The sequence below is a fragment of the Vreelandella malpeensis genome, from assembly GCF_020622355.1.
Taxonomy (GTDB): Bacteria; Pseudomonadota; Gammaproteobacteria; order Pseudomonadales; family Halomonadaceae; genus Vreelandella; species Vreelandella malpeensis.
The window spans coordinates 42,675-57,373 of the sequence record NZ_WHVL01000003.1 but is presented as its reverse complement, the minus strand read 5'-3'; the positions used below and the strand labels follow the sequence as shown (position 1 = coordinate 57,373).

Annotated in this window: 13 protein-coding genes; 11 read left to right on the top strand and 2 right to left on the bottom strand. The window is 64.6% G+C overall.

The features are described 5' to 3' along the window. On the bottom strand, nt 1–504 hold the full coding sequence (locus GEV37_RS08520) for an outer membrane protein assembly factor BamE (protein ID WP_227389819.1): 504 nt from the start codon (nt 502–504) through the stop codon (nt 1–3). A 72-nt stretch (nt 505–576) separates the two neighbouring features. On the opposite strand from GEV37_RS08520, the gene fur reads away from it, so the two are divergent. Continuing rightward, the gene (fur, locus tag GEV37_RS08515; RefSeq protein WP_227389818.1) at nt 577–987 is read left to right on the top strand and encodes a ferric iron uptake transcriptional regulator; all 411 of its coding nucleotides are present in this window, start codon (nt 577–579) and stop codon (nt 985–987) included. Between the two features lie 94 nt (nt 988–1,081). Here fur and recN read toward each other — a convergent pair whose 3' ends face one another. Further along, nucleotides 1,082–2,755: a DNA repair protein RecN gene (gene recN, locus GEV37_RS08510; protein ID WP_227389817.1), complete on the bottom strand. Its 1,674-nt coding sequence runs from the start codon at nt 2,753–2,755 to the stop codon at nt 1,082–1,084. Between the two features lie 196 nt (nt 2,756–2,951). On the opposite strand from recN, the gene grpE reads away from it, so the two are divergent. From grpE to carA, 10 genes are all read left to right on the top strand, one after another. Next, nucleotides 2,952–3,596, top strand: a complete 645-nt coding sequence (grpE, locus tag GEV37_RS08505) for a nucleotide exchange factor GrpE (protein WP_227389816.1) — start codon at nt 2,952–2,954, stop codon at nt 3,594–3,596. A 127-nt stretch (nt 3,597–3,723) separates the two neighbouring features. Next, entirely contained in the window at nt 3,724–5,655 is a 1,932-nt protein-coding gene (gene dnaK / locus GEV37_RS08500; protein WP_227389815.1) for a molecular chaperone DnaK, read from the top strand. Between the two features lie 106 nt (nt 5,656–5,761). Beyond that, nucleotides 5,762–6,904 (top strand): molecular chaperone DnaJ, encoded by a 1,143-nt coding sequence (gene dnaJ / locus GEV37_RS08495; protein WP_227389814.1) that lies wholly within the window; start codon nt 5,762–5,764, stop codon nt 6,902–6,904. A 123-nt stretch (nt 6,905–7,027) separates the two neighbouring features. After that, nucleotides 7,028–7,933: a DMT family transporter gene (locus tag GEV37_RS08490; RefSeq protein WP_227389813.1), complete on the top strand. Its 906-nt coding sequence runs from the start codon at nt 7,028–7,030 to the stop codon at nt 7,931–7,933. 171 nt (nt 7,934–8,104) lie between these two features. Then, nucleotides 8,105–8,872 carry a gluconate 2-dehydrogenase subunit 3 family protein gene (locus GEV37_RS08485; RefSeq protein WP_227389812.1) on the top strand — a complete coding sequence of 256 codons (768 nt, stop codon included), beginning with the start codon at nt 8,105–8,107 and terminating at the stop codon, nt 8,870–8,872. Between the two features lie 6 nt (nt 8,873–8,878). After that, nucleotides 8,879–10,642: a GMC family oxidoreductase gene (locus GEV37_RS08480; protein ID WP_227389811.1), complete on the top strand. Its 1,764-nt coding sequence runs from the start codon at nt 8,879–8,881 to the stop codon at nt 10,640–10,642. Next, nucleotides 10,639–11,865 (top strand): c-type cytochrome, encoded by a 1,227-nt coding sequence (locus tag GEV37_RS08475; RefSeq protein ID WP_227389810.1) that lies wholly within the window; start codon nt 10,639–10,641, stop codon nt 11,863–11,865. The genes GEV37_RS08480 and GEV37_RS08475 overlap by 4 nt, the downstream gene beginning before the upstream one ends. 132 nt (nt 11,866–11,997) lie before the next feature. Continuing rightward, a complete protein-coding gene (locus GEV37_RS08470; RefSeq protein ID WP_227389809.1) occupies nt 11,998–12,288 on the top strand; it encodes a DUF2218 domain-containing protein in 291 nt (96 codons plus the stop codon). A gap of 78 nt (nt 12,289–12,366) precedes the next feature. Beyond that, nucleotides 12,367–13,179, top strand: coding sequence for a 4-hydroxy-tetrahydrodipicolinate reductase (dapB, locus tag GEV37_RS08465; protein ID WP_227389808.1), 813 nt, complete (start codon nt 12,367–12,369; stop codon nt 13,177–13,179). 326 nt (nt 13,180–13,505) lie between these two features. Continuing rightward, nucleotides 13,506–14,651, top strand: a complete 1,146-nt coding sequence (carA, locus tag GEV37_RS08460; RefSeq protein WP_227390123.1) for a glutamine-hydrolyzing carbamoyl-phosphate synthase small subunit — start codon at nt 13,506–13,508, stop codon at nt 14,649–14,651. The last annotated feature ends 48 nt before the right edge of the window (nt 14,652–14,699 follow it).

The following is a 14,699-nucleotide window of genomic DNA, read 5'->3' as shown; positions in this document are numbered from 1 at the left end:
CTATTCGGAGAGGAGTACCGGCTGCGGCTCCGGCGCGTTGTCGGGGGTGGCCGCCGGCGCGTTCGACGGGGTCGGCTGCGTGTCTGCCGGGCGGCTCGGTGTCAGAAGCGGCATCGCCGGATCGTCGAACTCCGTGGCCGGGCCCACGCCGCGATCGGTGCTGATCGAAGGTGCCCGCGAGAGATCGCCCTGCTGCTCCACGTTGACCAGCCGACCGGCGTCATCGAAGGTGAGAGTGACGCGGCGCTGCTCGACGCCGGCGTAGGCCTTGTCGAGGCGGTAGACGTAATCCCACTCGCGAGAGTCAAAAGGCGCCTCCAGAAGCGGCCGCCCCATGACGTAGGTCACCTGCTCCTGGGTCATGCCCGGCTGAAGCTGGCTGACCATCTCCTGAGTCACCAGGTTGCCCTGGGGGATGTCGCGCTTGTAGACGCCGACGTAGCTGCAGCCGCTGACGACGGTCAGGGCGACGGAAAGCGTAATGATTCGTGTCAATTTTTGCATTTGGGCCTGTTCTTCACTATCGTGGTTTCGGTCGATCATACCCGACCTAACCTGTTACTGCGAAGAGCAACCATGGCCGATCAGAACCATGAACTGCGCAAAGCCGGGCTGAAAGTGACCCTGCCGCGCGTCAAGATCCTGCAGATCCTCGAAAATGCTTCGGGTCAGCACCACCTTAGCGCAGAAGAAGTGTACAAGACACTGATCGATGCGGGCGAGGACGTGGGCCTTGCCACCGTCTATCGCGTGCTGACGCAGTTCGAGACGGCGGGACTGGTGATCCGTCACAACTTCGATGGCGGCCACGCGGTGTTCGAGATGACTCAGGAGGAGCATCACGACCATATGGTGTGCCTGGATAGCGGCGAGATCATCGAGTTCGTCGATGAGATCATCGAGCGCCGCCAGCAGGAGATTGCCGAAGAGCATGGGTTCGAGCTGATCGATCATGCGCTGGTGCTGTACGTGCGGCCCAAGGCGTGACGGTGGACTGACCGTTTGATGCGCACCCCGGCAAGAAAGCGCCCCCGTCGATCGATCGACGGGGGCGCTTTGGTTTCTGGAGAAGTACGCGGTGTCAGTGCGGGCGGCGCTGGCTGGCGTCGAGCATCTCGCGGGCGTGGGCCAGGGTCTGTTCCGAAAGCGTCACCCCGCCCAGCATGCGGGCCAGCTCGCTGATTCGTCCCTGCTCGTCGAGCAGCGCCATGTGGGTCAAGGTGCTGTCGCGCTTGGCACGTTTTTCGATATGCAGGTGCTGATGGGCTTGCGCGGCTACCTGGGGCAGGTGGGTCACGGTCATCACCTGGCCGTTTTCGCCCAGCTTGCGCAGAAGCTGGCCGACGATTTCCGCCGTGGCGCCGGAGATACCCACGTCCACCTCGTCGAACACTAGGCTGGGGATGGTGGAGTGGCTGGCCGCGACGACCTGGATCGCCAGGCTGATGCGCGAAAGCTCGCCCCCGGAGGCGACCTTGGTCAAGGGGCGTGCAGGCTGGCCCGGGTTGGCGCTGATCAGAAACTGCACCTGGTCGAGGCCCTCCTGGCTCGGCGTCTCCCGCGGTGAGACCGCCACCTCGAAGTGTGCCTTACCCATGGCCAGAAACGCCAGCTGCTGCTGGACTTCCTTGCCCAGGCGCCCGGCGGCCTTCTGGCGCGCCTCGCTGAGGGTCTTGGCCTGCTCGCGATAGCGCTCGCGAAGCTCTGCCACCCGATTGCTCAACGTCTCGAGATCCTCGTCGCTGGCCTCGAGCTGGGTGACCTCGCGGGTCAGCGACTGGTGAAGCGCGCAGAGTTCCTCCGGTGCGACGTGATGCTTGCGCGCGATGCGGTGCACGTCGGTCAGGCGCTCGTCCACCCAGGCCAGACGCTCCGGGTCGAGTTCGGTGGTGTCGGCGAAGCGGGCAAGCTCGCCGGCGGCCTCTTCCACCTGAATGCGGGCGTCCGAGAGCATGGCGAGCGTATTGGCCAGCACGCCCTTGTCGCTGCCGGGCAGGGCGCTGAGCCGCGCGTGGGCCTGGTTGAGCAATGACAGCGCCCCGCCATCGTCGCTTTCGCAGCACTTTGCGGCGAACTGGGTCTCGCGCAGCGTCTCCTCTGCGTGAGCCAGGGTGTGCTGCTCCTCCTCCAAAGTCTTGAGCTCGCCCTCGGCCAGCGCCAACTGGTCGAGCTCCTCGACCTGATAGCGCAGCAGCTGGCGCTTGGCCTCCACTTCACTGCCCGCCTCGCGGCTCTGCTTGAGCCGCGTCCTGGCGCTTCGCCACTGCTTGTAGGTGTCGCCGAGCTGCTGGCGCCGCTCGCGAAGCCCCGCGTAGTCGTCGAGCAGCGCCAGATGAGTCTCCTCGCGCATCAAGGCCTGGTGGGCGTGCTGGCCGTGCACCTGGATCAAGAGCTCGCCCAGCGCCTTGAGGTCGGCGATGGTCACCGGCTGGCCGTTGATCCACGCCTTGGAGCGGCCGTTGGCGCTCACCACGCGGCGCAGCAGACACTCTTCCGAGCAGAGTTCTCGGGCCTCGAGCCACTCGATGGCCGCAGGCAGGTGGGCGAGGTCGAAGCTCGCCGATAGATCGGTGCGCTCGCAGCCATGGCGCACGCTGCCCGCCTCGGCGCGCTCGCCAAGGCACAGCCCCAGCGCCCCCAGCAAGATGGATTTGCCCGCCCCGGTCTCGCCGGTGATGGCGGTCATGCCATGGGTCAGATCAAGCTCTAGGCGATCGACGATCGCGTAATCCTGGATCACTAGCTGGGTCAGCATAGGGCCTCCTGGGCAGGGCTCTATAGAAACTGGATGCTTATACAATAATTGGTGTTTTATACAGTAGTCGATAACTCACTTCAATGCCCCTCTTGAGATGCCCGGGAAGGCCCCCATATAGCGTGCAGGCAAACTCACAACCCTTTTCAACGTAGGCTGCCGCGCGCGGCGCCGCTACCTCATTTAGGAGCACGGCATGGCAAAAGAACCGCAAACCCCGTTGGATGACGAGCTGGCCCGCCAGGAGCAGGAAGCCGACGTGTCCGAGCAAATCGACGAGGAGCGCCTGGTGGAAGGTGACATCGACGGCGTGCTGGACGACGGCCCGGTGCTGGACGGCGACCTGATGGGCGACGGCACGGGCAACCCGGAGGCCGACGTGCTGGCCGCTCAGGTCGAGGAGCTTGAGCAGAGTCTGGCGGAGGCCAAGGATCAGGCGCTGCGCGCCGCCGCTGAGGCCCAGAACGTGCGCCGCCGTGCCGAGGCCGAAGCCGACAAGGCGCGCAAGTTCGCGCTGGAGAAGTTCGTCAAGGAGCTCCTGCCAGTGGTCGATGGCCTCGAGAAGGCACTCGAGAGCATGCAGGAAGACGCGTCAGAAGCGCATCGTGAAGGTGTGTCCATGACGCTCAAGATGCAGCTCGACGTGCTCCAGAAGTTCGGCGTCGAGAGCGTCGAGCCCCACGGCGAGCCCTTCGACCCGCAGGTGCACGAGGCCATGGCCATGGTGCCCAACCCGGATCTCGAGCCCAACACCGTGATGGACGTCATGCAGAAGGGGTATCTGCTCAACGGCCGGCTGGTGCGTCCGGCGATGGTCGTGGTCAGCCAGAAAGCCGGCTGACGCGATCCGGCGATATTGCGATATCGCCCCTTGAAAAGTACCGGGCGGCCCCCAGATAAAGGCCAACCCGCGGCGCTGCCGCAGACCGATTGCACTTTTTGTCACCACCGAATTCGAGGTTTTTGCTATGGGACGCATCATTGGTATTGACCTGGGCACCACCAACTCCTGCGTGGCGGTTCTCGACGGCGATAGCGCCAAGGTCATCGAAAACGCCGAGGGCGGCCGCACCACGCCGTCCATCATCGCCTACACCGACGACGGCGAGACGCTGGTCGGTCAGGCAGCCAAGCGCCAGGCGGTCACCAACCCGGAAAACACCTTGTACGCCATCAAGCGTCTGATCGGTCGTCGTTTCAAGGACGATGTCGTTCAGAAGGACATCAAGATGGTGCCTTACAAGATCGCCGAAGCCGACAACGGCGACGCCTGGGTGGAAGTGAAGGGCAAGAAGATGGCCCCGCCCCAGGTCAGCGCCGAAGTGCTGAAAAAGATGAAGAAGACCGCCGAGGACTACCTCGGTGAAGCGGTCACCGAGGCGGTCATCACCGTGCCGGCTTACTTCAACGACAGCCAGCGCCAGGCGACCAAGGATGCCGGCCGCATCGCCGGTCTCGACGTCAAGCGCATCATCAACGAGCCGACCGCTGCGGCACTCGCCTACGGCATGGATAAGTCGCGCGGCGATAAGACCATCGCGGTCTATGACCTGGGCGGCGGTACCTTCGATATCTCCATCATCGAAGTGGCCGATGTCGACGGCGAGACCCAGTTCGAAGTGCTCGCCACCAACGGCGACACCTTCCTGGGCGGCGAAGACTTCGACCTGGCGCTGATCAACTACCTGGTCGACCAGTTCAAGTCCGATAGCGGCATCGACCTGTCCGGCGACAACCTCGCCATGCAGCGCCTGAAGGAAGCCGCCGAGAAGGCCAAGATCGAGCTGTCCAGTGCCCAGCAGACCGACGTGAACCTGCCCTACATCACGGCAGACAACACCGGCCCGAAACACCTCAACGTCAAGGTGACCCGCGCCAAGCTTGAATCGCTGGTCGAAAACCTGGTGCAGCGTTCCCTCGAGCCTTGCAAGATGGCGCTGAAAGACGCTGGTCTTTCCGCCTCCGAGATCGACGAAGTGATCCTGGTCGGCGGCCAGACCCGCATGCCGATGGTGCAGCAGAAAGCGGCCGAGTTTTTCGGCAAGGACGCGCGCAAGGACGTCAACCCGGATGAAGCCGTGGCCGTCGGTGCCGCGATCCAGGGCGGCGTGCTGGGCGGCGACGTCAAGGATGTGCTGCTTCTGGACGTCACTCCGCTGACCCTGGGTATCGAAACCCTGGGTGGCGTGATGACCCCGCTGATCGAGAAGAACACCACCATCCCGACGAAGAAGACCCAGACCTTCTCCACCGCGGATGACAACCAGACCGCCGTGACCATTCACGTGGCTCAGGGCGAGCGCAAGCAGGTCGCGCAGAACAAGTCGCTGGGTCGCTTCGATCTCAGCGACATTCCGCCGGCCCCGCGCGGCGTGCCGCAGATCGAGGTCGCCTTCGATCTGGACGCCAACGGTATCCTGAACGTCTCCGCGAAGGACAAGGCGACCGGCAAGGAGCAGTCCATCGTCATCAAGGCCTCGAGCGGTCTGTCCGATGAAGAGATCGATCAGATGGTGCGCGACGCCGAGGCTCACGCCGACGAAGACAAGAAGTTCGAGGCGCTGGTCCAACTGCGCAATCAGGCGGACGGCATGATCCACGCCACCCGCAAGACTCTGGAAGAGGCCGGCGACAAGGCGACCGACGACGAGAAGCAGGCGATCGAAACCGCCATCGGCGACCTGGAAGCCGCGGTCAAGACCGACGACCAGGACGACATCCAGAAGAAACTGGATGCGCTGACCGAGGCCTCCGGCCAGCTCGCCCAGAAGATGTACGCCGAGCAGGCGGACGCCGCCCAGGCAGGTGGTGAAGGCGCCGAGGAAGCCGCGTCCAAGCCCGAGGACGACGTGGTCGACGCCGAGTACGAAGAAGTGAAAGACGAGCAGAAGAAGCAGTAACTCCTCTTTCTGCCAAGGAAGACGGTGACGCGGGGGCCAGCTCCCGCGTCGGCGTTTCCGAGCCGACCCTCATCACGTAACGAATTGACCAGGAGGCGTGGGACCCATGTCCAAGCGCGATTACTACGAAGTCCTGGGTGTTGAAAAAGGGGCCGATCAGAAAGAGATCAAGAAGGCCTACCGCCGCCTGGCGCAAAAATTCCACCCTGACCGTAACCCGGACGACGAGACCGCCGCAGAGAAATTCCGCGAGGTCTCCGACGCCTACGAAGTACTCAGCGACGAGCAGAAGCGCGCCGCTTATGATCAGTTCGGCCATGCCGGTGTGGATGGCCAGGGCGGTGGCGGCTTCGGCGGCGGCGGTGCGGGTGACTTCAGCGACATCTTCGGCGATGTGTTCGGCGATATCTTCGGTGGAGGCGGCGGCCGGCGTCGCGGGCCCAACGCCCCGGCGCGCGGCTCTGACCTGCGCTACAACCTCGAGCTCGATCTGGAAAGCGCGGTGGCCGGCACCACCGTCGACATTCGCGTGCCGCGTCACATCACCTGTGATCGCTGCGATGGCGATGGCGCCGAGCCCGGTACCACCAAGGACACCTGCCCGACCTGTCAGGGCATGGGTCAGGTGCGCATGCAGCAGGGCTTCTTCGCCGTGCAGCAGACCTGTCCGACCTGTCACGGCACCGGCGTGCAGATCAAGGTGCCGTGTCACAAGTGCAATGCCGAAGGCCGCGTACGCGAGACTCGCACGCTTTCGGTCAAGATTCCGCCCGGCGTGGATACCGGCGATCGCATTCGCCTGAACGGCGAGGGCGAGTCCGGCATCAACGGCGGCCCGGCGGGCGATCTCTACGTTCAGGTGGTGATCAAGTCGCACCCGATCTTCCATCGTGACGGCAAGCACCTGCAGTGCGAAGTGCCGATCAACTTCGTCGATGCCGCGCTTGGCGGCGAGCTCGAAGTGCCGACGCTGGATGGCCGCGTGAAGCTCAAGATCCCGCCGGAGACCCAGACCGGCAAGCTCTTCCGCCTGCGCGGCAAGGGCGTGAAGCCCGTGCGTGGCGGCGCCCCGGGCGATCTGCTCTGCAAGGTGGTGATCGAGACCCCGGTGAACCTCAACGACGAGCAAAAGGATCTGCTGCGCCAGCTCCAGAAAAGCTTCGACGGCAGCAACAGCCACAGCCACTCGCCCAAGAAGACCGGCTTCTTCGACAGCGTGAAGAAGTTCTTCGAAGAGATGAAGCCGTAGATACGGCAAGGCCGGCCCGCCGCGTTAGCGTCACTGTTTCGGTAGCGCGACAGAGCATCAGCCATTAGCGTACAAGGTCCCCGGTGCCCACCGGGGACCTTTTTGTTTTCAAGGACGTCGATCATGACTGGATTGCAGGATCGCCCGGGGCTGGGCATTTTTCTTCGCGTGCTGTCGGGGGTGATGTTCACCGGCATGTTCGTGTGCATCAAGGCGGTGAGCGAGACGGTGCCGGTGGGCCAGTCGATCTTCTTTCGCTCGCTGTTCGCGCTGATCCCGATCGTGATCTTTCTGCTGGTGCGCCGCGAGTTTCCCGGGGCGTTGGCGACCCGGCGGCCGCTCGGGCATCTGCTGCGCTCGGGGTTGGGGGCGACGGCGATGTTCTTCTCGTTCTCGTCGGTGGCGTTTCTGCCGGTGGCCGAGGCAACGCTTCTGGTGCAGCTGTCGCCGATCTTCATGGCCGTGGGCGGCGTGCTGCTGCTGGGCGAGCGGTTCTCGTTCTACCGCGCCGGGGCCATCGTGCTCGCACTTCTCGGCATGGCGGTGCTGGTGGTGCCCCAGCTGGGCGCGGGCAGCGGCGACGGGCGGCTTCTGGGCTATGCGCTCGGCACCATAGGGGCGCTTTTGACCGCCGGCGCCCTGCTCACCATTCGTCATATCTCGCGTACCGAAACCGCCGGCTCCATCGCGTTCTACTTCATCGTGGTGTCGGCGCTGGCCGGGTTTGCCACGTGGCCGCTGGGGTGGGCGCCGCTGACCGGCACAGAGCTTTCGCTGCTGGTGCTCTCGGGGCTTTTCGGCGGGGCGGGGCATATCGCCATGACGCTGGCGTTTCGCTACGCCGAGGTGTCGAAACTCGCCCCCTTCGAGTACGTGGCATTGGTGTGGCCGATCGCCGCCGACTGGGTGCTGTTCGGCATTCCCATCTCCAGCGGTTTCCTCCTGGCGCTGCCGCTGATGCTGGCCGGCGTGGCGCTGGCCTCGCTTGAAGGACGTGGGCTTGGCTGGCGACGTCGCCGAAGGCGCTAGAGATACGGCCAGACACTTTTTCGAACTGAATTGCCCTTTGTATTTGCGGTGTATTGTCGCGTCTCCTATGTTTCAGGTTAATAGTTAGCAGGTTATGAGTTTTGCCCGGCTATCTATCGATCCGTTGCGGCCTTTGCATGCGGCGGGCTGAAACGAAAAAAGGGAACCGTGATGAAAAAGAGAGACGAGCCTGCTGCCTCCGGCGGGCTGACCCGCAGGGAGCTACTGGGGTCGTCGGCGGCGCTGCTGGTCGGTGCCGCTGCCCCGGGCGCCGCCCAGGCGCTGACCTTTCAAGGCACCCCGGAATGGAAGCCTTTGGCCAACGTGGCCGTCGAGCCGGTGGATGAAAGCGCCGGCTGGCAGTTCTTCACCGAGGAGGAGGCGGCGACCGTCGAGGCGATCGTCGAGCGGCTGATCCCGGCGGATGACCTGAGCATCAGCGGCAAGGAAGCAGGCTGCGCGATCTTCATCGACCGCCAGTTGGCCGGTGCCTACGGCGGCTTCGAGCGCCTCTACATGCACGGCCCCTTCCAGGACGGCACGCCCGAGCAGGGCGACCAGTCCCCCCTCACGCCGGGCCAGCGCTACCGCATTGGCCTTGCCGCCTTGGATGATCATTGCCGCCGCGAGCACGACGCGCGCTTTGCCGAGCTCGAGGCCGACCGGCGCGACCAGATCCTTTCCCAGCTCGAGCAGGAGCAGATCCAGCTCGACGATATCGACAGCCAACTCTTTTTCGAGCTGGTGCTCACCAACACCATGGAAGGCTTCTTCGCCGACCCCTTGTACGGCGGCAATCGCGACATGGTCTCCTGGAAGATGCTCGGTTTTCCCGGCGCCCGCTACGACTACCGCGACTACATCGAGCGACACAACGAAGACCTGGAGTTTACGCCGGTGAGTATCGGCGGACGTTCCGACTGGCAAGCGCAGGGATAAGCGACCATGGCAACCAAACTACCTCTCACGGACGCAGTGGTGGTCGGGCTCGGCTGGGCCGGGGCGATCATCGCCAACGAACTCGTCGATGCGGGCCTCAAGGTCGTCGGCATCGAACGCGGCCCCTGGCGCGATACCGCCAAGGATTTCAACATCGCCTCGGTCACTGATGAGCTGCGCTACGCTCAGCGTCAGGAGCTGATGCTGCGCACCGCCCAGAACACCATCACCATGCGCAATACGCCTTCGCAGACGGCGCTGCCGATGCGCAAGTGGGGCTCGTTTCACCCGGGCAACGGCACCGGCGGGGCGGGCAACCACTGGGCGGGCATCACCTTTCGTTTCCAGCCCGAGGAGTTTCGCCTGCGCAGCCACCTCGAGGAGCGCTACGGCGCGGATGCGATTCCCGACGAACTCTCCTTGCAGGATTGGGGCACCGACTGGGACGAGATGGAACCCTTCTACGACGCCTTCGAGAAGGTGGCCGGCACCTCCGGCCGGGCCGGGCAGCTCAAAAGCGGCCAGCAGCCGGGCGGCAACCCCTTCGAGGGCGCGCGCTCGAGCGACTACCCGACGCCGCCGCTCAAGCAACCCTACTCGCCGACGCTGTTCGCCGACACCGCCCGCGAAATGGGCTACAGCCCGTTCCCGGTGCCGTCGTCGCTGGTCTCCGAGGCCTACACCAACCCGCTCGGCGTGACCATGGGACCGTGCACCTTCTGCGGCTTCTGCACCAACTACGGCTGTGCCAACTACTCCAAGGCAAGTGCGATCACCACGGTACTGCCGGCGCTGATCCGCAAGGAGAACTTCGAGGCGCGCACCCACTGCGAGGTGCTCGAGGTCACTACCGACTCGGACGGGCGCCGCGCCACCGGCATCATCTACGTCGACTCCGCAGGGCGGCGCTGGGAGCAGCCCGCCGAGATCGTCGTCGTCGCCGCCTTCACCTTCGAGAACGTGCGTTTGATGCTCACCTCGAACATCGGCCAGGCCTATGACCCGGCCACGCGCCAGGGCACCACCGGGCGCAACTACGCCTACCAGACCGCCAACAACGTGCAGCTTTTTTTCGATGACAAGAACTTCAACCCGTTCATCGGCGCCGGCGCGGTGGGCATGGGCATCGACGACTTCAACAATGACAACTTCGACCACGCGGGGCTGGGCTTTTTCGGCGGCGGCAGCACCCGGGTGACGCCGATCGGCGCGGCGCCGATCAACGCGCGCCCAACGCCGCCGGGCACGCCGCGCTGGGGCTCGAACTGGAAGCGTGCCACCGTTGACAACTATAAGAGCACCATGTCGATCGGCTGCGAGGCGAGCAACTACTCTTCGCCCAACAACTACCTGTCACTGGACCCCACCTACCGGGACCGGCTGGGGCGGCCGCTTCTGCGCATCACCTTCGATTTCACCCAAAACGACCTGCGCATGGCCCAGTACGTCACCGACAAGACCGCGGAGATCGCCCGGCGGATGAATCCGCGCCAGATCGTCGCCAACCCGCGCACCGGCCCTTGGGACGGGCGGCCCTACCAGTCCTCCCACGTGGTGGGTGGCTTCGTCATGGGGGCGGATCCGAGCAACAGCTCGGTGAACAAGCACTTGCAGGTGTGGGGCGTGCCCAACCTGTTCGTGGTCGGCGCCTCGGCGTTTCCCCAGAACCCGGGCTACAACCCTACCGGCACGGTCGGGGCACTCGCCTTCAAGGCCGCTTACGGCATCGTCAACCGCTACCTGAGAAACCCGGGGGAGATGATGTCATGAAAACGCTCACCGGGGTCACACTCGCGCTGCTGCCGCTGTCGGCGCTGGCCGCCAGCACCGAGTACCAGGACATCGAACGCGGTCGCTACATCAGCGTGCTGGGCGATTGCGCTGCCTGCCATACCGTCGACGACGACCGGCCGCTGGCTGGGGGCGTACCGCTTGAAACACCGTTCGGCACGCTGATCGCGCCTAACATCACGCCGGACGACGCCACCGGCCTTGGCCGCTGGAGTCTCGAGGAATTCAAGGCAGCGATGACCGAAGGGGTGGGCAAGGGCGGCTACCATCTCTATCCGGCCATGCCGTACCCCTCCTACACCCTGATGACCGACAAGGACATCCACGATCTCTGGGCGTTCCTGCAGACCGTCACGCCGGTGGAGAACGACATCGAGGCCAACCAGTTGCCGTTCCCGTTCAGCATTCGCGGCGTCATGCGCGGCTGGAACTGGCTCAACTTCGACGAGCGCCGCTTCGAGCCCGACCCGGAGCAGCCCGACGACATCAATCGCGGAGCGTATCTGGTCGAGAGCCTGGGCCACTGCGGCACCTGTCACACGCCGCGCAATTTCATGGGCGGCGACGGCGGCGACAAGTTCGCCGGGGCCACCATCGAGGGGTGGTACGCGCCGAACATCACCCCGAACCGGCACGTCGGCATCGGCGCCTGGAGCGAGGAGGAGCTCGTCGAGTACCTGAAGACCGGCGGCAACCGGTTCGGTTTCGCCTCCGGGCCGATGGCCGATGAGGTACATCACTCGTCGCAATACTGGAGCGACAGCGACCTGAGCGCGGTGGCGCGCTACCTGCTCTCGGGGGCGGGGCTCGAGTCCGACGACTGGGATCGCGAGCCGCCGGAGCCCCTTGGCGAGGACGACCCGCAGGTACGCGCCGGTAGCCATATCTACTTCGATCGCTGTTCGGGCTGCCATACGCCCAGTGGCGGCGGAGAGGAGGGCATCTTCCCGCAACTGGCAAGCAATCCGCTGGTCAACGGCGACAACACCACGTCGCTGATCCGCGTGGTGCTGGCGGGCAGCCGCCCGGTGGCTACCGACGCCAAGCCCACCGCCCCGGCGATGCCGGCCTTTGCCTGGAACTTGAGCGACGAGGAAGTGGCGAACGTGCTGACCTACGTGCGCAACAGCTGGGGTAACGCCGCACCGGCGGTCGCGGCCGGCGATGTCGCCGATATCCGCGAAGCGCTGGAAGAGGAGTGAAAGTGACGGCGCAGTCAACGCGGCGTTGCTCGATACAAAACGCCGCGTTGCAGCTCGTTCATTGGCGTGGCGCAGAGCGTGTGCGCTACTGTGAAGTGCCAATATCTTCATCTCGCTTACAGGAGAACCTCCATGCCGATTTCTCGCGCCGACATTTCTACCGAATCGGGCACTCGCCTGATCAACCGCCTGTGCAAGCACTGGTCGCACAAGCTCGAGGTCGAGTACACCGATCAGGACGCCAGAATCGTCTTTCCCGACGAGAAGGGCACCTGCCTGCTGCACGCCGAGGCGGACAAGCTTTCGGTCTCGATCAAGACGCTTGACCAAGAGGCCCTCGATCAGCTCGAGGGTGTGGTCGAAAGCCACCTGGTGCGCATGGCCGCCAAGGACGAGACCCTCGAGATCGTCTGGGAGAACTGAGCTCGGCCTTCGCCGCCTCTGGTATACTCGCGACCTTTCACTGACACGGGCCGCCAAAGGCGCCCTCTAGGAGATCGCATGACTCGAGTAGCCATCGTGGGCGTGGCCGGTCGCATGGGCCGTACCCTGGTCAGCGCCGTGAACCAGGACGAGACCGCAACGCTCGCCGGCGGCATCGTCGAGCCGGGAAGTTCGCTGGCCGGCGCCGACATCGGTGAACTGGCCGGTACCGGCAAGAGTGGCGTGGCCGCCGTGGATTCCCTTGAGGCGATCAAGGACGACTTCGACGTACTGATCGACTTTACCGCCCCCAAGGTGACGCTTGCCAATCTCGCTTTCTGTGCAGAGCACGGCAAGGCGATCGTGATCGGCACCACCGGCATGAGCGACGACGAACTTGAGGCCCTCGATGGCTACCGCGACCGCGTGCCGATGGTCTTCGCCCCCAACATGAGCGTGGGCGTGAACCTCACGCTCAAGCTTCTGGAAACCGCCGCCCGGGCGCTCGGTGACGAGGGCTACGACATCGAAGTGATCGAAGCGCACCATCGCCACAAGGTCGATGCGCCTTCCGGCACCGCCATCAAGATGGGCGAAGTGGTCGCGGACGCGCTCGGGCGCACCCTCAAGGAGCACGGCGTGTTCGAACGTGTCGGCCAGTGCGGGCCGCGTAGCGACACCGAGATCGGCTTCGCCACCGTGCGCGCCGGCGATATCGTCGGCGAGCATACGGTGATGTTCGCCACTGAAGGCGAGCGCATCGAGATCACCCACAAGGCGTCGAGCCGCATGACCTTTGCCAAGGGCGCGGTGCGCGCCGCACGCTGGGTGTCGAGCCAGAAGGCCGGGCGTTTCGACATGCAGGACGTGCTGGGTCTGGCTCGGGGCTAAGCATGATTCATCATCGCGGGCTGGCCTGATGCGCCGGAATGCTGTAACATTCCAAAAATTTTGGCCGGGTGGTGGTGTGTGAGGTGACAAAAGACGGCGAAAGCGCTTCGCTTGTTGCACCGGCCCTGTTCGACGCCACCACTGACGCTTCACCATGGCATTGCCACGGAAGAGAACAACAAGCGGGATGAAACCGATTTTTCTTGTCGGCTTCGTCCCGCTTTTTTACGACCCGACGTTTGCCCGCAAACGCCGACACCGGATCGCCGAGCCTGCGCCCACAGGCTCCCACCAGCATGGGAGAACTTGCCTTGAATAACCCCGCATTGAGCAAACCCGCGATATTGGCCCTGGAAGATGGCAGCGTGTTCCATGGTATCGCCATCGGCGCCGAAGGCGTCACCAGCGGGGAGGTGGTGTTCAATACGGCCATGACCGGCTACCAGGAAATACTCACCGACCCCTCCTACACCCGCCAGATCGTCACCCTCACCTACCCGCACATCGGCAACACCGGCATCAACGCCGAGGACGTGGAGTCCGCCTCCATCGCCGCGGCGGGCCTGGTGATTCGCGATCTGCCGCTGATGGCGAGCAGCTTTCGCAGCCAGCAAAGCCTGTCCGAGTATCTCGAAAGCCAGAACGTGCTGGGCATCGCCGATATCGACACTCGCCGCTTGACGCGCATTCTGCGCGACAAGGGCGCGCAGAACGGCGCGATCCTGGCAGGCTCTGAGGCGCAAGGCGACGACGCCGTCGAGCGGGCGCTGGCAGCGGCGCGGGCATTCCCGGGGCTCAAGGGCATGGATCTGGCCAAGGAGGTTTCCTGCAAAGAGGCCTATGAGTGGAGCGAAGGCGAGTGGACCCTGGGCGCGGGCTACGCTGATACCACTCAGGGCGAGCGCCCCTACCACGTGGTGGCGTACGATTACGGAGTGAAGTTCAACATCCTGCGCATGCTGGCCGCCCGCGGCTGCCGCCTGACGGTGGTGCCGGCGCAGACGCCCGCTAGTGAGGTACTGGCGATGAACCCGGACGGCGTATTCCTGGCCAACGGCCCCGGCGACCCGGAGCCCTGCGACTACGCCATCAAGGCAATCCAGGAAGTGCTCGAGACCGAGACGCCGGTGTTCGGCATCTGCCTGGGCCATCAACTGCTGGCGCTGGCAAGCGGTGCCAAGACCGTGAAGATGAGCCATGGCCACCACGGCGCCAACCACCCGGTGCAGGATCTCGACACCGGCACGGTGATGATCACGAGCCAGAACCACGGCTTCGCCGCCGATGAGGCGACGCTGCCCGCGAACCTGCGCGCCACGCACCGCTCGCTGTTCGACGGCACCCTGCAGGGTATCGAGCGTACCGACCGCCCGGCGTTCAGTTTTCAGGGCCACCCGGAGGCGAGTCCGGGGCCGAAGGATGTGTCGCCGCTGTTCGACCGCTTCATTTCAATGATGCAGGCACGTCGCTGATTCGTCAGGTGCTGTAAACGTTCAATCGAGCCCATCGTCACTTTTTTG